Below are 15,755 nucleotides of genomic sequence, written 5' to 3'. Positions count from 1 at the left end.
CTAGCCCTCGTCCTTCGCCGCGGCGGGGGCCAGCAGCGACAGCGGATCGGCGCCGGGTTCCAGTTCCGGCACGCGGGCCTCCAGCGCGCGCTCTTCCTCGGCATAGGCTTCGGGGGTCCAGACCTTCAGGCTGTCGCCGGCCGAGATGAAAAAGGCGCTGTCGGTCAGGCCGATCTTTTCGCGCAGCTTCTGCGGCAGGACCAGCCGGCCGTCGCCGTCGATCTCGGCCTCGTCGGCATGGCCTTGATAGATGTTTTCCAAAAGGTTGCGGGCGGCCGAGCCGCGCGGCATGCGGGCGATGCCGTCCTCGATCTCTTCCATCGCCTCGATGGTGAAAAGCTGAAGCCAGTTCCAGTCGCGGGTGCCGTAGACGATGACCATCTGCGCGCGCTTGCCGGCCTGCCAGTCGGGATCGGATGCTTCGAAGACCCGGCGGAACTTGGCCGGGATGGAGACGCGGCCCTTCGCGTCCACCTTGACCTCTTCCGAGCCTCTGAACCTGCGTGCCAAGGGCCCGCACTCCTTCCACTGTCCCGACCTTTCCGGCTTGCCGGAAAAGGAAAGGCGGACCGGGCTGCTGCCACTGCCCGATCCGCCGCCCTCGTTCCCATCTCTGGGCCCCGTAGTTTCGGGGATCGCGCCCTGCGTTCCGCGCCACCTGGGGGAGGTGCTGCTCGCGCGCCGCAGAGGCCGTTTCGGAAACGGGTTGCCTGTATGAAAGCTGCTTGTCGCCTTTGGGGTCTTGGTGCCCCTGTTAGCCCGTTCCGTGAGCAAGGGATGCCATGGGATTTCACGGGACGCAATGGATTTGTTTGGGCGTCGCATGGGCGTGGGCGGGCTATCGCCAGCGAACACCTTGTGAACACTTTCACAGGGCCGCGACCGCACGGGCAGGTATCGAAGCCAGGGAATTGACCGCTACTAGATGTGGTATGGGACCGGGCTGTGGCAAATAAATCCCACAATCCCAAAGAATCGCCGCCGGCCTGAGCCGCGGGCCGGTTTTCCATCCGAAGGTGGAACGGAGAATCGCCGAAACCTCGCCCGGTCACGGCCCATCACGGCGCGGTGATTCGGTGAATCGGGGCGTTTCCCGTGCTTTCCCAGGCGTCGTTCCCGTGATTTCCCGGAACGCCGTTCAGGCCATGCCGCCGGCGATCAGGCGTTCGGCCAGCCGGGCAAAGGATTGCGCGGCCGGCCCGTCCCCGGCCGCGACAGGCGTGCCGGCATCGCCGGCCAGCCGCAGCTCCAGGTTCAGCGGGATCTCGCCCAGGAAGGGCAGTTGCAGCTTTTCCGCCTCGGCGGCAACGCCGCCATGGCCGAACAGATGCGCCTCATGGCCGCAATTGGGACAGATATAGGTCGACATGTTCTCGACCAGCCCCAGAACCGGGGTCTTGAGCTTGTCGAACATGTCGATGGCGCGCCGCGCGTCGATCAATGCCACGTCCTGCGGGGTCGAGACGATGATCGCGCCGCTGACCTGCGCCTTTTGGCACAAGGAAAGCTGCACGTCGCCGGTGCCGGGCGGCAGGTCCACCAGCAGCACGTCCAGTTCGCCCCATTTCACCTGGTTCAGCATCTGTTGCAGCGCGCCCATCAGCATCGGGCCGCGCCAGACCACCGCCTCGCCTTCCTTCATCATCAGGCCCAGCGACATGACGGTGACGCCATGGGCATGCAAGGGCTGGATCATCTGGCCCTCGCTGGTCGGGCGCTGCCCGGTCAGCCCCAGCATCCGCGGCTGCGACGGGCCATATATATCGGCATCCAGCAGGCCGACCCGCCTGCCCTGGCGCGCCAGGGCCACGGCCAGGTTCGAGGTCAGCGTGGATTTCCCCACCCCGCCCTTGCCCGAGCCGATGGCAAGGATGCGGGCCACGCCGCTGACCGGCGCGGGTCCGGCCTGGGGCGTGGGATGGCGCCCGATCTTGAGGCTGGGCGGCGGCTCGCCCCCCGACCTGGCCACGACCTGCGGCGCGGGACCGCGAGGGGCGGCCGGGGCGGTGGTCACGATCTGCACCTTCTCGACCCCGGCAAGGGCAGAAAGGCGGCGCTGCGCTTCGGCCTCGACCGGGGCCAGGGCGCGGGCCATGACCGCGTCCGCGGCTTCGATGACGAATCGCACCACGCCCGCGTCCACATTCAGCGCACGCACCAGATCGGCTGAAACCAGGTTTCCGCCGCCCGGAACCTGTATCTGCGCAAGTTCTTGAAGCACCTGTTCGCGTGATATCGCCATGACCATCCCCGTTCGAAGCGCCCGCAGCATCGCAATTCGAACCGCGATGGGCAACCCGCGCCAGGGGCCGGCGCCGCTAAACCGCTGTGCCCCCGCGTAAAATACGACCCATGCACTAGGAAAAACCTTCCGGCTTGCAAAAGGTCGGAAAAAAACGCACGGATTATGAACGGTTTGTGACAAGGCGTCCCGGCCAGCCATGCCGTTTCCGCATAGCAGCATCTCGCCTCTGGGCGTTGTGCAGATGCAGAAAAAGGGCCATGTTCGTCTCAACAGCGCGACAGGGAAAACCAACCGCGCCATCCGCAAGACGAAAGAGTGAATGAAATGGCTGTTCTCGATCTGATCCATGGCGGCGCGCATCGCGGCAACAACGGTGCGATCGCGAAATTCGTGTCCGACCTGCGGGACCATCTGGCCCGCCGCGCAGTCTATCGCCAGACCATGCGCGAACTGGGCGAACTTTCCAACCGCGAACTGGCGGATCTGGGCCTGAACCGGGGCGCCATCCGCTCGGTGGCCTACGAAGCCGCCTGGGGCGCGAAGTAAGAGACGAAACACCCGACCCACTCCTCCTCCCTTGGGTCCGGGTTCAGGCGGCATCCTCCCTCCTCCTCCCTGAGGATGCCGCCAAACCGATACAGTGAAGCCCCTCCTCCTCCCTGGGCTTCATCTGCAAGGCGGCCGCCCCCCTCCTCCCTCGGGGCGCCGCCATCTCATACGGCGGGACCCCTCCTCCTCCCTGGGTCTCGCGGTTCCGGCGGCAGCCTCCACCCTCCTCCCGGAGGTGCCGCCAAACCGATACGGTGAAGCCCCTCCTCCTCCCTGGGCTTCCCGGTTCAGGCGGCACCCTTCCTCCTCCCTGAGGGTGTCGCCACGACATACCGCCGCAAGGCGGAACGGCATGCGGACGGTCCCCTCCTCCTCCCTGGGATCGTCGGCACGCGGTAATGGCTTCCTCCTCCCTGCCATTGCCGCACCCTATACGCGGCCCCTCCTCCTCCCTGGGCCAGCGTTGCGCGGCGGTGCCCCCTCCTCCTCCCTGGGCGCCGCCGCTTTTCATTTCCAGGCCATCGGGTTAATCGCGGGACATGTTGTCCTATCAGCACGCCTATCACGCCGGGAACCTGGCCGACCTGCACAAGCACGCGCTGCTGGCTTGGATGCTGGCCTATCTGGCCGCCAAGCCGAAACCGCTGTCCTATCTGGAAACCCATGCCGGGCGCGGGCTTTACGACCTGGCGGCGCCCGAGGCGGAAAAGACCGGCGAGGCGGATGCGGGCATCACCCGCGCGCTGGCCGAAAACTGGCTGGCCGCCGATCACCCGCTGCGCCTGGCGCTGGATGCGGTGCGGGCGCGCCATGGCCCTACGGCCTATCCCGGCTCGCCGCTGATCGCGCAGCAATTCCTGCGCCCCGGCGACGTGGCGCATCTGGCCGAGCTGCACCCGGCCGAGCACCAGGCACTGGCCGAGGTCGCCGGTTTCGCGCATCTGCACCGCCAGGACGGGTTCCAGATGGCGCAGGCGCTTTGCCCGCCCGTGCCGCGGCGCGGATTGCTGCTGATCGACCCGAGCTATGAGGTCAAGGCGGATTACGACGCAATTCCCCGCCACATCGCCAAGCTGGCGCGCAAGTGGAACGTGGGCGTGATCGCCTTGTGGTATCCGATCCTGGCCGACAGTCGCCATGCGCCCATGGTCGAGGCGCTGCGGCGCGACCATGCCCAGGCGCTGATCTCGGAGGTGCGGTTCCCGCCGGCGCGGCCCGGTCATGGCATGGTCGGGTCAGGCATGGCGGTGCTGAACCCGCCCTATGGGCTGGAGGCCGAGGCCCGGCGAATCGCCGCGCTTTTCTAGGACCCTCGCTGGGGGACTTCGCGTCCCCCGCCCGCCGCTGGCGCGGCGGCCTCCCCCTGCGGGATATTTGGACACGAAAGAAGCGCGCAAGCCAGCGTGGCGGCCAGCCGGCGGTCGGTTTCGTCTTCGGGGCCGCAGGCCCAGGGACGGAAGCGCAGGCGGAAGGCGGCGAGGCGCGCCGGATCCGGGGGATAGCCGATGCGCGCCAGGCTGTCGGCCAGCGGCCGGTCCGCGCCTGGGCCATCGGGCCAGAGCGCCAGCCCCTGCAAGGCCAGCCGGCGCCAGTCGAAGCGCGGGCCGGGGTCGATCTTGCGCCCCGGCGCCATGTCGGAATGGCCGATCACGCCCTGGGGCGGGATGGACCAGCGCGTCATGATGGCGCAAAGCAATGCTTCGAGCGCCGCCATCTGCGGCTCGGGGAAAGGCCGGTCGCCGGGATTGACCAGTTCGATGCCGATGCTGCGGGAATTGACATCCTCGCGCCCCTGCCATGAGCCGGCGCCGGCGTGCCAGGCGCGGCGATGCTCGGGGACCAGGGGTTCGGCCCGACCGTCCTCGTGCACCAGCCAATGCGCGCTGACCTGGGCCAGGGGATCGCAAAGCCGGGCGCGGGCCGAGGGGCCGTCCGCCATGCCGGTGTAATGGATCACGATCAGTTCGGGGCGCTGCCCGCGCCGGTCGCCGTGGTTGGGCGAAGGGCTCAAGGCCCCGATCGGCGCAGCGGGCGCGGGTCCCAGCCGCAGGCAAAGCCGTCGCCGTCGGGATCAAGCCCGCGCGGGTCGATCACCGGCCCGCCCGCCGCGATGAAGGCGCTTTGCGCCACGTCGGCGCTGCCATAGTTGCGGCAGGCCGCCGCCGCGGCCGTGGCCGAGCCGCTGCGCTGGTATTTCCGCGTGCCCGGCGCCTGGCGTTCCTGCCGGGCATAGCGCACCAGAGACGGCGCGGCCGCCGGCGCCCCCGCCGGCGCGGCGGCGGCGGGGCGGGTGGCGGCATCGGCTGCGGGCCGCGCCGCCACCGGCGGCTTTGCTGGCGTTCCGGCAATATCGGCCGCGGTCGGCGCCTGGACCGGCAATTGCACCGGGATGATATCGGGCACCGGCCCCCTGCCATGCAGCGCCACCTCGCGCGTCTGCAAATATTCCGCATAGGGCGAGCCATTGTGCATGGCGCTGTAATTCGGGTTCCAGCCGGCATTCTCGCCGCAGGCAGCAAGGCCAAGCACCGCCAGGATCGCCAGGTTCCGCATCGCTTTCTCCCGTTTGAGGCCGGTCACCACCAGCGCGAGGGTTTCGCCGTAAATCCTGCCGCAGATTCGAGGCTTTGCGCAAGGTTCAAGAGCCCGCCTTCGTCCCAGGGCCGGCCGATCAGCTGCATGCCCAGCGGCAGGCCCCGGCGGTCCAGCCCCACCGGCACCGAAATCCCCGGCAGCCCGGCCAGGTTCACGGTGACGGTAAAGACGTCGTTGAGATACATCTCGACCGGGTCCTTGCCCGCCATCTCGCCCAGGCCAAAGGCGGCGCTGGGGGTGGCCGGCGTCAGGATGGCGTCGATGCCATCGGCAAAGACCTGGTCGAAGTCGCGCTTGATCAGCGCGCGCACCTTGCGGGCGCGGTTGTAATAGGCGTCGTAAAAGCCCGCCGACAGCACATAGGTGCCGATCATCACCCGGCGCTGCACCTCGGGGCCGAAGCCTTCGGCGCGGGTCTTTTCATACATCTCGACCACGCCGTCGCCGGCGCCAAGCGTCGCGCGGCGGCCATAGCGCACCCCGTCATAGCGCGCGAGGTTCGACGACGCCTCGGCCGGGGCGATCACATAGTAAGCCGGCAGCGCGTATTTCGTATGCGGCAGGGTGATGTCCACCACCTCGGCGCCGGCATCGCGCAGCATCTCGGCCGCCTGGTGCCAAAGCGCGTCGATCTCGTCCGACATGCCCTCCATGCGGTATTCGCGCGGAATGCCGATGCGACGGCCGCGGATGTCGCCGCTCAGCGCCGCCTCGTAATCCGGCACCGGACGTTCGGCGCTGGTCGAATCCTTGGCATCGACCGAGGCCATGGCGCCCAGCATGATCGCCGCATCGCGCACCGCTTTCGTCATCGGCCCGGCCTGGTCCAACGAACTGGCGAATGCGATCACCCCCCAGCGGCTGACCCGGCCATAGGTCGGCTTCAGCCCCACCGTGCCGGTGAAGGCCGCCGGCTGGCGGATCGAGCCGCCGGTATCGGTGCCGGTCGCGGCCAGGCACAGGTCGGCCGCCACCGCCGCCGCCGAGCCGCCCGAAGAGCCGCCGGGCGTCAGCGGCCGGTCGTCCACCTTCCACGGGTTCACCACCGGGCCATAGCAGGCGCTTTCGTTCGAGGAACCCATGGCGAATTCGTCCATGCTGAGCTTGCCCAGCATGACCGCGCCCGCATCCCACAGGTTCTGCGTCACCGTCGATTCATATTGCGGCAGGAAGCCGTCGAGGATGCGGCTGGCGGCCCGCGACGGGAAGCCCTTGGTGCAGAACAGGTCCTTGATGCCCAGCGGGATGCCGCACATGGCGGGCGCGTCGCCCGCCGCGATGCGCTGGTCGGCGGCCTCGGCCATCTGGCGGGCCTTTTCCGGGGTCTTGTGCGAATAGGCGTTCAGCGCCCCGGCAGCCTCGATGGCGCCCAGGCAGGCCTCGGTCAGCTCAAGGCTGGTGAAATCGCCCTTGCGCAGCCCGTCGCGGGCGGCCGAGATCGTCAGTCTGTTCAGGTCGCTCATTCCACCACCTTCGGCACGGCAAAGAAGCCCTCGCGCGCATCGGGCGCGTTCTTCAGGATCAGATCCTGCATCTCGCCATCGGTGACGACATCCTGGCGGCGCTTGAGGCGCATCGGCTCAACCCCGGTCATCGGCTCGACGCCGTCGACATCGACCTCGTTCAGCTGTTCCATGAAATGCAGGATGCCGTTCAATTCCTGCGCCAGCGCGGGCAGGTCGGCGTCCTTGACCGCAATCCGCGCCAGATGCGCGACCTTGCGGGCTTCGTCCTCGGTGATCGCCATGGATGGCTCCTTTCGCTTGCGCCGGGTTTTACCGGGGCGGCCGGGGCGGGGCAAGCACCCGTGCAGGCGGAACTTTACCCCCGCGGCCCGGCTTGGCAGGATGCGGCAGCACAAGAACAAGGAGCCTTCCGATGAAACTGACCTGGCTTGGCCATTCCGGCTTTCGGCTGGAAATCGAACAGGCGGTGATCCTGATCGACCCCTGGCTGTCCGGCAATCCGGTATTCCCCGAGGACCGGCGCGACGAGGCGATCCGCGGCGCCACCCATATCCTGCTGACCCATGGCCATGGCGACCATACCGGCGACACGCTGTCCATCGCGCGCGAGCTGAAAATCCCGGTCGTCGGCATCTATGACCTGATCAGCACCTGGCAGACGCATCAGGGCATCGAAGGCATGGGCTTCAACAAGGGCGGCACCGTCGATCTGGGTGGCGCCAAGGTGACAATGGTGAATGCCAGCCATTCCTCGTCCTTCGACGGCAACGAGGGGCCGGTCTATGCCGGCCACGAATCGGGCTACATGATCGCCGGCGAAGGCCATGTGATCTATGTCTCGGGCGATACCGACATCATGGCGGACATGGGATGGATGGGCGAATATCACCAGCCCGACATCGGCATCCTTTGCGCGGGCGGGCATTTCACCATGGACATGGAGCGGGCGGCCTGGGCGGCGCGGAAGTATTTCGACTTCAAGACGGTGATCCCTTGCCATTACAAGACCTTCCCGCTGCTGGCGCAGGATGCCGAGCCGCTGAAATCCGGCCTGCCCGGCGTACGGGTGCTGGAGCCAGAGGTGATGGTGCCGGTCACGCTTTAGGACCAGCGATATGCGCCTGGTCGGCGCGCGCCGCGGGCCGGGCCGGGGCGAAGATCACGACCAGCCGCGCGGGGCAGGCGGCGGCGTGGCTGGCAAGGCGCTGCCGCAATCGCCGCCTGCACAGGGGCTGGCCATCGACCAGGTCGATCTTGGCGAAAAAATGCGTTGGGATCGTCCGGTTGCGCTGCCGCCGGGGTATTTGTGCAACAGAGAAGCGGCAAAACCGGGTCTGGCTTCTCTGTTGCTCAAATACCCAAAAAATGCAACGCAGATACCATGCAGAAAAGACGAAAGCGCGGCCGCAAGGCCGCGCTGTAAGGCCCGCGGGATCCGTGGGCAAGCTTGCCGCGGTCAGGCGGCGTGGCGGATGTCGGCTTCCATCGGCATCGGATCGAAGCTGAAATAGCCATACATCTGTTCCAGCACGGCCAGCGCCGCGTGGCCTTGCGCCTTGGCCGGTTTCAGCACAGCCAGCTTGGCGCCCGGTTTTTGCGTTTCGGCAAGGATCTTCATCTCGGACTCTCCGGGTCGGACGTGGTCTCTCCCTGCCCGAAGACCTAATGCCGCGACGCAGAAAAAACCAGTTCCGCGACGCGGCGTCAGACGGCATATCATGGCATACCGGCCATGTCCGCCACGCAGGTCAGACGATGCGGTCCACCATCATGTGCTTGATCGAGGCGATGGCCTTGGCCGGGTTCAGCCCCTTGGGACAGGTATTGGTGCAGTTCATGATCGTGTGGCAGCGATACAGCTTGAACGGATCCTCAAGCGCGTCCAGCCGCTCGCCCGTGGCCTCATCGCGCGAATCGATGATCCAGCGATAGGCATGCAGCAGGGCCGCCGGACCCAGGTAGCGGTCGCCGTTCCACCAATAGCTGGGACATGCGGTCGAGCACGAGGCGCACAGGATGCATTCGTAAAGCCCGTCCAGCTTCTTGCGATCCTCGATCGACTGGCGCCATTCCTTGTCCGGCATCGGCGTTTCGGTGACCAGATAGGGGTTCACCGAGGCGTGCTGGGCATAGAAATGCGTCAGGTCGGGGATCAGGTCCTTGACCACCGGCATATGCGGCAGCGGATAGATGTTCACGTCGCCCTTGATCTCGTCCATGCCGTAGATGCAGGCCAGATGGTTGCCGCCGTCGATATTCATCGCGCAGGAACCGCAGATCCCCTCGCGGCAGGAGCGGCGGAAGGTCAGGGTGGGGTCGATCTCGTTCTTGATCTTGATCAGCGCATCCAGGATCATCGGGCCGCATTTGTCCAGGTCGACGAAATAGGTGTCGATGCGCGGATTCTCGCCGGTGTCGGGATCCCAGCGGTAGATGTTGAAGCGCCGGACATTCGTCGCGCCCTCGGGCCTGGGCCAGGTCTTGCCGACCCGCATGCGGCTGTTCTTGGGAAGGGTAAGTTGGACCATTGGGTAACTCCTGGTGGTCGGGCGACGCGGTCATGCGGCGGCTTGGGCTGGGGCGTCAGCTCGCCGGCCAGCCCGGTTGTTCGTAAAGCGTCCGCGTGGGCATCTGCCCCGAGCGGCGCTGGACGCAGCGGTTGAAGATCTCGGACGGGGCGCGGCCCAGGATCTGGTCCGAGGACAGATCGACGCTGACGAAGCCGCCGCGATAGCCATGCGAGCCGACGCCCAGCCCGACCTGGGTCCGCGGCGCGCGCGCGTCCAGCGCCTGGACCATGCAGACCTGTTCGGCCTGCTCGACCGGGATCCGCACCGGCGCGGGCGCGCAGGCCGCCAGCCCCGCCAGCGCCGGGGCAAGCCCCAGGCCAAGCGCCCCGCGGCCGGCCATCACGCGGCGCCCTTGGCGGCCGCGGCAGCGCGGGCGATGCATTGCGTGGTCGCGGGGCGGCCGACGATGGCCGCGACCGCGTCGCCGGCACCCAGCGCGCCGGCTTCGGCGATGCTGGTCAGTTCCGCGGTGGTGGCGCTTTGCATCACGCAATCGGTATAGGGTGCGACATTGGCGCCGGGCAGGCGCTTGGCCATTTCCCGGTTCACGATCACCCGCGCCGATGAGCGCATGGCATCGGGCGCCGGGGCGGCGACCGGCGGCAGGGTCGGCGCGGGACCCATGCCGGGATTTTGCACCACGCAGCCCGAAAGGGCCAGCGCGGCGGCGGTCAGGGAAAGGGGCAGGCTCAGGGAAAGACGCATCAGTAAACCCTCGCTTTCGGTGCGATCTTTTTCAGGTCGATCCCGCCTTCGTCTTGCCTGGTCAGAGGTTCAAGATGCACGGGCCGATAAGCCAGTTTAACATCGTTGCCTTCGATCCACGCAAGCGAGTGCTTGCGCCAATTGGCATCATCCCGCTCGGGCCAGTCTTCATGGGCATGGGCGCCGCGGCTTTCCTTGCGCGCCTCGGCCGCGACGATGGTGGCCAGGGCGTTGGGCATCAGGTTGGTCAGTTCCAGCGTTTCCATCAGGTCGCTGTTCCAGATCAGGCTGCGGTCGGTGACTTTCAGGTCGTCCATCTTGGCCGCGATCGCCTGCATCTTCTCGACGCCCTCGGCCAGGGTCTTGTCGGTGCGGAACACCGCGGCATCGGCCTGCATGGTGCGCTGCATCTCCAGCCGCAACTCGGCCGTGGGGACCGAGCCGTTGGCATTGCGGATGCGGTCAAAGCGGTTCAGCGCCTTGTCCACCTGTTCCTTGTTGGTGGTGGGGATCGCCGCCTTGCGGTCGATCACCTGGCCGGCGCGCAGCGCCGCGGCGCGGCCAAAGACCACCAGGTCGATCAGCGAGTTCGAGCCCAGCCGGTTCGCGCCATGGACCGAGGCGCAGCCGGCCTCGCCCACCGCCATCAGGCCGGGGAAGACCGCGTCCGGATTGCCTTCGGCGGGGTTCAGCACCTCGCCCCAATAGTTGGTGGGGATGCCGCCCATGTTGTAATGCACGGTGGGCAGGATCGGGATCGGCTCGCGCGTGACATCCACGCCGGCAAAGATCTTGGCCGATTCGCTGATGCCCGGCAGCCGCTCGGCCAGGCTTTCCGGCGGCAGGTGCATCAGGTTCAGGAACATGTGATCCTTGTTCGGGCCGACGCCGCGGCCCTCGCGGATCTCGATGGTGATGCAGCGGCTGACCACGTCGCGCGACGCCAGGTCCTTGTAGGTCGGCGCGTAGCGTTCCATGAACCGCTCGCCCTCGCTGTTGGTCAGGTAGCCGCCTTCGCCGCGCGCGCCTTCGGTGATCAGGCAGCCCGAGCCGTAGATGCCGGTCGGGTGGAACTGCACGAATTCCATGTCCTGAAGCGGCAGGCCGGCGCGGGCCACCATGCCGCCGCCGTCGCCGGTGCAGGTATGGGCCGAGGTGGCGCTGAAATAGGCCCGGCCATAGCCGCCGGTCGCCAGCACCACCATCTTGGCGTTGAAGACATGAATGGTGCCGTCGTCCAGCTTCCAGCACACCACGCCGGTGCAGGCGCCATCGGTGATGATCAGGTCCAGCGCAAAATATTCGATGAAGAATTCGGCCTTTTCCTTCAGCGACTGGCCATAAAGCGTATGCAGGATGGCGTGGCCGGTGCGGTCGGCGGCGGCGCAGGTGCGCTGCACCGGCGGGCCTTCGCCGAACTCGGTCGTGTGGCCGCCGAAGGGGCGCTGGTAGATCTTGCCCTCTTCGGTGCGGCTGAACGGCACGCCGTAATGTTCCAGCTCGTAGACGGCCTTGGGGGCCTCTCGCGCCAGGTATTCCATGGCGTCGGTATCGCCCAGCCAGTCCGAGCCCTTGACGGTGTCATACATGTGCCACTGCCAGTTGTCGGGGCCCATGTTCGACAGGCTGGCGGCGATGCCGCCCTGGGCCGCGACGGTGTGCGACCGGGTCGGGAAGACCTTGGTCACGCAGGCGGTGCGCAGCCCCTGTTCGGCCATGCCCAGCGTCGCGCGCAAGCCCGCGCCACCGGCACCGACGACCACGACGTCATATTCGTGCGTTTCGTATTCATAAGCAGCCATGGCGGAACCTCAGAGGACGACGATCGCGCCAAGGCCCATCCGGGCCAGCGCATAGACTGCGGCGGCGATGACCGCCCAGCCGAAGATCACGGAAAAGATGATGGCGGCCTTGCGCGTGGCGCCGCGGAAATAATCGTCGATCATGATCCGCGTGCCCTTGATGAAGTGGATCATGCCCACGATCACGAAAAGCGCGGTGATGAGCGCCGGAAAGGGGCGGCCGAAATAGGCCAGAAGCTGTTCCTGCGACAGGCCGATGGCGCGGGCGATCACGATCATGAACAGCGGCGTCAGCACGGTCAGCGCGACCGAGGACACGGTCATGGCCCAGTGATGCTGGGTGCCCTCATGGGCGGAACCCAGGCCTTCGGCGGTTTTGCGGGGGGTGATATAATGCATGATCCCTGCCCTTTAGAACGCGAAGAAGACGATCAGCGTCAGCACGGCCAGCACGACCGAGCCGGCGATCAGCGCCCGGCTGGACTGCTGCGCCTGGCGGATTTCCAGCCCATAGCCCGCGTCATAGGCCAGGTGCCGCAGACCGGCGAGCAGGTGATACCACAGCGCCCACATCGAGCCCGTCAGGATGATGAAGCCCAGCCAGGACCGGACCACCCAGTCGGCCGCGGCAAATGCGCCGGGCGAGGTGACGGCGGCCACCAGCCACCAGGTGATCAGCAAGATCCCGGCGACCAGCGCATGGCCGGTGATTCGGGTCATGATCGAGGTGATTGCGGCGATGGGCAGGCGATAGACCTGCAAATGCGGTGACAATGGCCGGTTGCCCCGGTTGACGTCAGCCATGATGCGCTCTCCTGCGTTCAGGCCCCGCACGCGACGGCTGGCGGCGAGGGCTGGCCGAAATTGGTTCTGCTTTTAGTGGCCTTGTCGCATCTGTCACGGGTCTGCGCCAGACATAAGGCGGATATGCGGCAGATTTTCCGGTTTTGTGATCACGCTAGCGGCGACTGTGATCACGATATGGCGGCCAGCCGCGCGGCTGATTGCGGTAGCAGGGCGGATTCGGGCCATTTGCGCCAATATCCAAGGGATTCTGTCATCTGCGATCCCGGCGCGCCGCTGCCCTGCAAGCCACGCGCCCGGACCGCAGCCCGGTTATTTCGGCATCAAGGCCCAGTAATCCAGGTCCAGCAGCACCTGCGAGGCGTATTTTCCATCCTCGCCGCGCAGGACGTGATCACCGGCACGGCCCTTATGCGCGACCAGGCGCAGGCGGATGGCGCCGACCCCCGGTGCGGGGGTGTCGGCCTTGTCCAGCACCTCGGACCAGGCGCGGATCGTGTCGCCGGCGAAGCAGGGATTGGCATGCGCCCCGCCGTTCAGCGCCACGATCATCTGCGCATTGGCCAAGCCATTGAAGCTGAGCGCGCGGGCCATGCTGATGACATGGCCGCCATAGATCAGCCGCCGGCCATCCTCGCGGAAAGTGGCGTCGAAATGCACCTTGGCGGTATTCTGCCACAGCCGGGTGGCCAGCATGTGTTCGGCCTCCTCTACCGTCACGCCGTCGACATGGTCGATGACCTCGCCCACCTGGTAGTCACCCCAGCGATGCGGCTCTCCGGCCAGGTCGAAGTCATATTGCAGGAAGTCCAGCCCTTCGGGCAGCACCAGGTCGGCGGGCGCCACCGATTTCGCCAGTTCGGGCACCACCGGCTGGGGCGCGGGGGCGGCGGCGTCCCGCTTGCGCACCATGACCCAGCGCACATAGTCCAGCACCACCTCGTCCATCTGGTTCAGGCCTTGGGTGCGGACCCAGACCACCCCGGACTTGCCGTTCGAGTTCTCGCGAAGCCCGATCACCTCGGACTGCGAACGCAGCGTGTCGCCGGGCCAGACCGGCTTCAGCCAGCGCCCCTGCGCATAGCCCAGGTTCGCCACCGCGTTCAGGCTGATATCGGGCACGGATTTGCCGAACACGACGTGAAAGGCGATCAGGTCGTCCATCGGACTGCCGTCCAACCCCGAGGCAGAGGCGAATTCGTCCGAGGAATAAAGCGCATGCCGCGCCGGATAAAGCGCATGGTAAAGCGCGCGCTCGCCCTCGGCCACGGTGCGGGGGACGGCGTGGGGGATCACCTGGCCGATGCGGTAATCCTCGAAGAAACGGCCGGGATTGGTCTTGCTCATGCGGGTTCCTTATTGCTGGCCCAGCTTCATGTCGGGATGGTAGTCGGCGGCGATTTCCTTGGTGACGGCCTGGGCGCAGCGCATCACGCCGCGCGCCGCGTCAAAGGCATAGGCCGGGCCGCCATGCAGCACCCAGCCCCTGGACAGCGCCTGGCTGACCTTGTGGCAAAAGGCTGCGGTGTCATCCTCGGTCAACAGGCGATAGACCGTCGGCATCTCAGCCTCCGAACGGGTTATAGCCCAGCCAGGCATGGATCAGCCCCACGACCAGCATCACCACGACGGCGCCGACGGCGGCCATCGCCTCTTTCCGGGCCGGGAACGGGCCGGCGGGCGGGGTCCAGCCCGGCTGCGCACGGTTGATGACGGCCATTTCGACCAGCGCCCACAGCGTCAGCCCGCCAAACAGCACAAAGCTGGGCAGGTCGCCATTGGGCAGCAGATGCGCCCCGGCCCAAAGCGCAAAGCCGGTCAGTTGCGGGTGGCGGATATGGCGGGTGATGCGCGTCTTCATGCCATCGGCGGCGAAAAGATAGATCGCCACCAGCACCAGCAGGTTGTTGATGCCCTTAAGGGGTGCCGTCGCCCCCCACCAGACCGGCCCCTGCGCCATGCGATAGCCGATCACCATCAGCACGACCGAAACCAGCACGCCCACGGCCACCGTGGCCCGGCCACCCAACTGGTCGCGCAGCCCCGGCGTCAGCCGCTTGAGAAGATGCGCCGCCCACCACAGCGCCACGCCAAGGATCATCAGAAACATCGGGCTATTCCCTTTCGCTGGATGTCAATGACGCTTCCTTGCCATCAGCCGGCCAGCGCGGCAATCGCCTTGGCCTTGGCCAAAGTGGCGCGGGCGGTCTCGACATGCAGGTTCTCGACGATCTTTCCGTCCACCACCGCCACGCCCTTGCCCTGGGCCTGCGCCTCGTCAAAGGCGTCGATCTGGCGGCGGGCCAGTTCGACCTCGGCCTGGGACGGGGCGAAGACCTGGTTGGCGACGGCAAGCTGGGCGGGATGGATCAGGGTCTTGCCGTCAAAGCCCATGTCGCGGCCCTGTTCGCATTCGGCGCGCAGTCCCTCGTCGTCCTTGAAGGCGTTGAAGACGCCGTCCACGATGACCCGGCCATGCGCCCGCGCCGCCAGAAGGCACAGGCCCAGCCCCGCCATCATCGCCAGCCGGTCGGGGCGAAAGCGGCTGTTCATCTCCTTGGCCAGGTCGTTAGTGCCCATGACCATGCCTTGCAGCCGCGGATGGCCGGCGATCTCGGCGGCGTTCAGCATCCCCTCAGCCGTTTCCATCATCGCCCAAAGCGGCGTGTCGGGCACCAGCGCCGCCACCCGGTCCAGGTCAGCGCCCCGGCTGACCTTGGGCACCAGCACCGCATCGGCGCCGGCCGCGGCAAAGGCGCGCGCGTCGCCTTCGCCCCATTCGGTGTCCATGCCGTTGATGCGCACGATCCGCACCCGCCCGCCGTAATCGGCCAGCAGCGCCCGCGCCAACAGGTCGCGCGCGCCCACCTTTTCAGCAGGCGCGACCGCGTCCTCCAGATCGAAGATGATCGCGTCGGCGGCCAGGTTCTGGGCCTTTTCCATGGCCCGTTGGTTGGCGGCAGGGATATAGAGGACGGAACGATAGGGACGGGTCATCAGGGCCTCGCGTAATAATCTT

21 protein-coding genes are annotated in these 15,755 nt (G+C 67.0%); 4 read left to right on the top strand and 17 right to left on the bottom strand.

Features of this window, described 5'->3' with window-relative positions; genetic code table 11:
- Together mraZ and F3H32_RS05590 are read right to left on the bottom strand one after the other, a co-directional pair.
- Positions 1-510, bottom strand: coding sequence for a division/cell wall cluster transcriptional repressor MraZ (mraZ, locus tag F3H32_RS05595; RefSeq protein ID WP_149764984.1), 510 nt, complete (start codon positions 508-510; stop codon positions 1-3).
- A 628-nt stretch (positions 511-1,138) separates the two neighbouring features.
- Positions 1,139-2,242: an Mrp/NBP35 family ATP-binding protein gene (locus tag F3H32_RS05590; RefSeq protein WP_149764983.1), complete on the bottom strand. Its 1,104-nt coding sequence runs from the start codon at positions 2,240-2,242 to the stop codon at positions 1,139-1,141.
- A 199-nt stretch (positions 2,243-2,441) separates the two neighbouring features.
- On the opposite strand from F3H32_RS05590, the gene F3H32_RS18065 reads away from it, so the two are divergent.
- From F3H32_RS18065 to rlmJ, 3 genes are all read left to right on the top strand, one after another.
- Positions 2,442-2,564, top strand: a complete 123-nt coding sequence (locus F3H32_RS18065) for a hypothetical protein (protein WP_262494984.1) — start codon at positions 2,442-2,444, stop codon at positions 2,562-2,564.
- A gap of 5 nt (positions 2,565-2,569) precedes the next feature.
- Entirely contained in the window at positions 2,570-2,791 is a 222-nt protein-coding gene (locus F3H32_RS05585) for a DUF1127 domain-containing protein (protein ID WP_115756038.1), read from the top strand.
- Positions 2,792-3,333: 542 nt separating this feature from the next.
- Positions 3,334-4,101: a 23S rRNA (adenine(2030)-N(6))-methyltransferase RlmJ gene (rlmJ, locus tag F3H32_RS05580; RefSeq protein ID WP_149764982.1), complete on the top strand. Its 768-nt coding sequence runs from the start codon at positions 3,334-3,336 to the stop codon at positions 4,099-4,101.
- On the opposite strand, the gene F3H32_RS05575 is transcribed toward rlmJ, so the two are convergent.
- The 4 genes from F3H32_RS05575 to gatC are packed head-to-tail and all read right to left on the bottom strand — an operon-like array spanning position 4,098 to position 7,136.
- Positions 4,098-4,805: an N-acetylmuramoyl-L-alanine amidase gene (locus F3H32_RS05575; protein WP_149764981.1), complete on the bottom strand. Its 708-nt coding sequence runs from the start codon at positions 4,803-4,805 to the stop codon at positions 4,098-4,100. The genes rlmJ and F3H32_RS05575 overlap by 4 nt on opposite strands.
- Positions 4,802-5,347, bottom strand: a complete 546-nt coding sequence (locus F3H32_RS05570; RefSeq protein ID WP_149764980.1) for a hypothetical protein — start codon at positions 5,345-5,347, stop codon at positions 4,802-4,804. Before F3H32_RS05570 ends, F3H32_RS05575 begins: the two co-directional genes overlap by 4 nt.
- A gap of 23 nt (positions 5,348-5,370) precedes the next feature.
- Entirely contained in the window at positions 5,371-6,852 is a 1,482-nt protein-coding gene (gene gatA / locus F3H32_RS05565; RefSeq protein ID WP_149764979.1) for an Asp-tRNA(Asn)/Glu-tRNA(Gln) amidotransferase subunit GatA, read from the bottom strand.
- Complete coding sequence (gene gatC / locus F3H32_RS05560) at positions 6,849-7,136, bottom strand: Asp-tRNA(Asn)/Glu-tRNA(Gln) amidotransferase subunit GatC (protein WP_115756034.1); 288 nt, start codon at positions 7,134-7,136, stop codon at positions 6,849-6,851. Before gatC ends, gatA begins: the two co-directional genes overlap by 4 nt.
- Before the next feature lie 131 nt (positions 7,137-7,267).
- Between gatC and F3H32_RS05555 the strand changes: the two genes are divergently transcribed.
- Positions 7,268-7,960 carry a metal-dependent hydrolase gene (locus F3H32_RS05555; protein WP_149764978.1) on the top strand — a complete coding sequence of 231 codons (693 nt, stop codon included), beginning with the start codon at positions 7,268-7,270 and terminating at the stop codon, positions 7,958-7,960.
- A 351-nt stretch (positions 7,961-8,311) separates the two neighbouring features.
- Here F3H32_RS05555 and F3H32_RS17660 read toward each other — a convergent pair whose 3' ends face one another.
- The 11 genes from F3H32_RS17660 to F3H32_RS05505 all read right to left on the bottom strand — a co-directional run bounded on the left by F3H32_RS17660 (position 8,312) and on the right by F3H32_RS05505 (position 15,733).
- Positions 8,312-8,473, bottom strand: coding sequence for a hypothetical protein (locus F3H32_RS17660; RefSeq protein ID WP_188128594.1), 162 nt, complete (start codon positions 8,471-8,473; stop codon positions 8,312-8,314).
- Between the two features lie 130 nt (positions 8,474-8,603).
- The gene (locus F3H32_RS05550; RefSeq protein WP_149764977.1) at positions 8,604-9,383 is read right to left on the bottom strand and encodes a succinate dehydrogenase iron-sulfur subunit; all 780 of its coding nucleotides are present in this window, start codon (positions 9,381-9,383) and stop codon (positions 8,604-8,606) included.
- Positions 9,384-9,438: 55 nt separating this feature from the next.
- A complete protein-coding gene (locus F3H32_RS05545; protein WP_149764976.1) occupies positions 9,439-9,765 on the bottom strand; it encodes a hypothetical protein in 327 nt (108 codons plus the stop codon).
- Positions 9,765-10,130 carry a hypothetical protein gene (locus F3H32_RS05540; RefSeq protein ID WP_223191353.1) on the bottom strand — a complete coding sequence of 122 codons (366 nt, stop codon included), beginning with the start codon at positions 10,128-10,130 and terminating at the stop codon, positions 9,765-9,767. The genes F3H32_RS05545 and F3H32_RS05540 overlap by 1 nt, the downstream gene beginning before the upstream one ends.
- Positions 10,130-11,932 (bottom strand): succinate dehydrogenase flavoprotein subunit, encoded by a 1,803-nt coding sequence (sdhA, locus tag F3H32_RS05535; RefSeq protein WP_149764975.1) that lies wholly within the window; start codon positions 11,930-11,932, stop codon positions 10,130-10,132. The genes F3H32_RS05540 and sdhA overlap by 1 nt, the downstream gene beginning before the upstream one ends.
- A gap of 9 nt (positions 11,933-11,941) precedes the next feature.
- Positions 11,942-12,331 (bottom strand): succinate dehydrogenase, hydrophobic membrane anchor protein, encoded by a 390-nt coding sequence (gene sdhD / locus F3H32_RS05530; protein ID WP_149764974.1) that lies wholly within the window; start codon positions 12,329-12,331, stop codon positions 11,942-11,944.
- A gap of 12 nt (positions 12,332-12,343) precedes the next feature.
- The gene (sdhC, locus tag F3H32_RS05525) at positions 12,344-12,736 is read right to left on the bottom strand and encodes a succinate dehydrogenase, cytochrome b556 subunit (protein WP_149764973.1); all 393 of its coding nucleotides are present in this window, start codon (positions 12,734-12,736) and stop codon (positions 12,344-12,346) included.
- Between the two features lie 312 nt (positions 12,737-13,048).
- Entirely contained in the window at positions 13,049-14,083 is a 1,035-nt protein-coding gene (locus tag F3H32_RS05520; protein ID WP_149764972.1) for a MaoC family dehydratase, read from the bottom strand.
- A 9-nt stretch (positions 14,084-14,092) separates the two neighbouring features.
- A complete protein-coding gene (locus F3H32_RS05515; protein WP_115756639.1) occupies positions 14,093-14,299 on the bottom strand; it encodes a DUF1737 domain-containing protein in 207 nt (68 codons plus the stop codon).
- 1 nt (position 14,300) lies between these two features.
- Positions 14,301-14,846 (bottom strand): NnrU family protein, encoded by a 546-nt coding sequence (locus F3H32_RS05510; protein ID WP_115756638.1) that lies wholly within the window; start codon positions 14,844-14,846, stop codon positions 14,301-14,303.
- Positions 14,847-14,890: 44 nt separating this feature from the next.
- A complete protein-coding gene (locus tag F3H32_RS05505; protein ID WP_149764971.1) occupies positions 14,891-15,733 on the bottom strand; it encodes an HpcH/HpaI aldolase/citrate lyase family protein in 843 nt (280 codons plus the stop codon).
- Positions 15,734-15,755 lie beyond the last annotated feature (22 nt).

This window comes from Paracoccus thiocyanatus (assembly GCF_900156255.1).
Classification (GTDB): Bacteria; Pseudomonadota; Alphaproteobacteria; order Rhodobacterales; family Rhodobacteraceae; genus Paracoccus; species Paracoccus thiocyanatus.
Note: the sequence above shows the minus strand (reverse complement) of the source record. Positions and strands in the feature narration are given on the sequence as shown.

What these genes read in the sequence shown, in the direction of transcription:
- F3H32_RS05590 (WP_149764983.1), bottom strand. Translation starts at nt 2,242, where the DNA reads ATGGCGATATCACGCGAACAGGTGCTTCAAGAACTTGCGCAGATACAG.
- F3H32_RS18065 (WP_262494984.1), top strand. Translation starts at nt 2,442, where the DNA reads ATGCCGTTTCCGCATAGCAGCATCTCGCCTCTGGGCGTTGTGCAGATG.
- F3H32_RS05585 (WP_115756038.1), top strand. Translation starts at nt 2,570, where the DNA reads ATGGCTGTTCTCGATCTGATCCATGGCGGCGCGCATCGCGGCAACAAC.
- rlmJ (WP_149764982.1), top strand. Translation starts at nt 3,334, where the DNA reads ATGTTGTCCTATCAGCACGCCTATCACGCCGGGAACCTGGCCGACCTG.
- F3H32_RS05570 (WP_149764980.1), bottom strand. Translation starts at nt 5,347, where the DNA reads ATGCGGAACCTGGCGATCCTGGCGGTGCTTGGCCTTGCTGCCTGCGGC.
- gatA (WP_149764979.1), bottom strand. Translation starts at nt 6,852, where the DNA reads ATGAGCGACCTGAACAGACTGACGATCTCGGCCGCCCGCGACGGGCTG.
- gatC (WP_115756034.1), bottom strand. Translation starts at nt 7,136, where the DNA reads ATGGCGATCACCGAGGACGAAGCCCGCAAGGTCGCGCATCTGGCGCGG.
- F3H32_RS05555 (WP_149764978.1), top strand. Translation starts at nt 7,268, where the DNA reads ATGAAACTGACCTGGCTTGGCCATTCCGGCTTTCGGCTGGAAATCGAA.
- F3H32_RS17660 (WP_188128594.1), bottom strand. Translation starts at nt 8,473, where the DNA reads ATGAAGATCCTTGCCGAAACGCAAAAACCGGGCGCCAAGCTGGCTGTG.
- F3H32_RS05550 (WP_149764977.1), bottom strand. Translation starts at nt 9,383, where the DNA reads ATGGTCCAACTTACCCTTCCCAAGAACAGCCGCATGCGGGTCGGCAAG.
- F3H32_RS05545 (WP_149764976.1), bottom strand. Translation starts at nt 9,765, where the DNA reads ATGGCCGGCCGCGGGGCGCTTGGCCTGGGGCTTGCCCCGGCGCTGGCG.
- F3H32_RS05540 (WP_223191353.1), bottom strand. Translation starts at nt 10,130, where the DNA reads ATGCGTCTTTCCCTGAGCCTGCCCCTTTCCCTGACCGCCGCCGCGCTG.
- sdhA (WP_149764975.1), bottom strand. Translation starts at nt 11,932, where the DNA reads ATGGCTGCTTATGAATACGAAACGCACGAATATGACGTCGTGGTCGTC.
- sdhD (WP_149764974.1), bottom strand. Translation starts at nt 12,331, where the DNA reads ATGCATTATATCACCCCCCGCAAAACCGCCGAAGGCCTGGGTTCCGCC.
- sdhC (WP_149764973.1), bottom strand. Translation starts at nt 12,736, where the DNA reads ATGGCTGACGTCAACCGGGGCAACCGGCCATTGTCACCGCATTTGCAG.
- F3H32_RS05520 (WP_149764972.1), bottom strand. Translation starts at nt 14,083, where the DNA reads ATGAGCAAGACCAATCCCGGCCGTTTCTTCGAGGATTACCGCATCGGC.
- F3H32_RS05515 (WP_115756639.1), bottom strand. Translation starts at nt 14,299, where the DNA reads ATGCCGACGGTCTATCGCCTGTTGACCGAGGATGACACCGCAGCCTTT.
- F3H32_RS05510 (WP_115756638.1), bottom strand. Translation starts at nt 14,846, where the DNA reads ATGTTTCTGATGATCCTTGGCGTGGCGCTGTGGTGGGCGGCGCATCTT.
- F3H32_RS05505 (WP_149764971.1), bottom strand. Translation starts at nt 15,733, where the DNA reads ATGACCCGTCCCTATCGTTCCGTCCTCTATATCCCTGCCGCCAACCAA.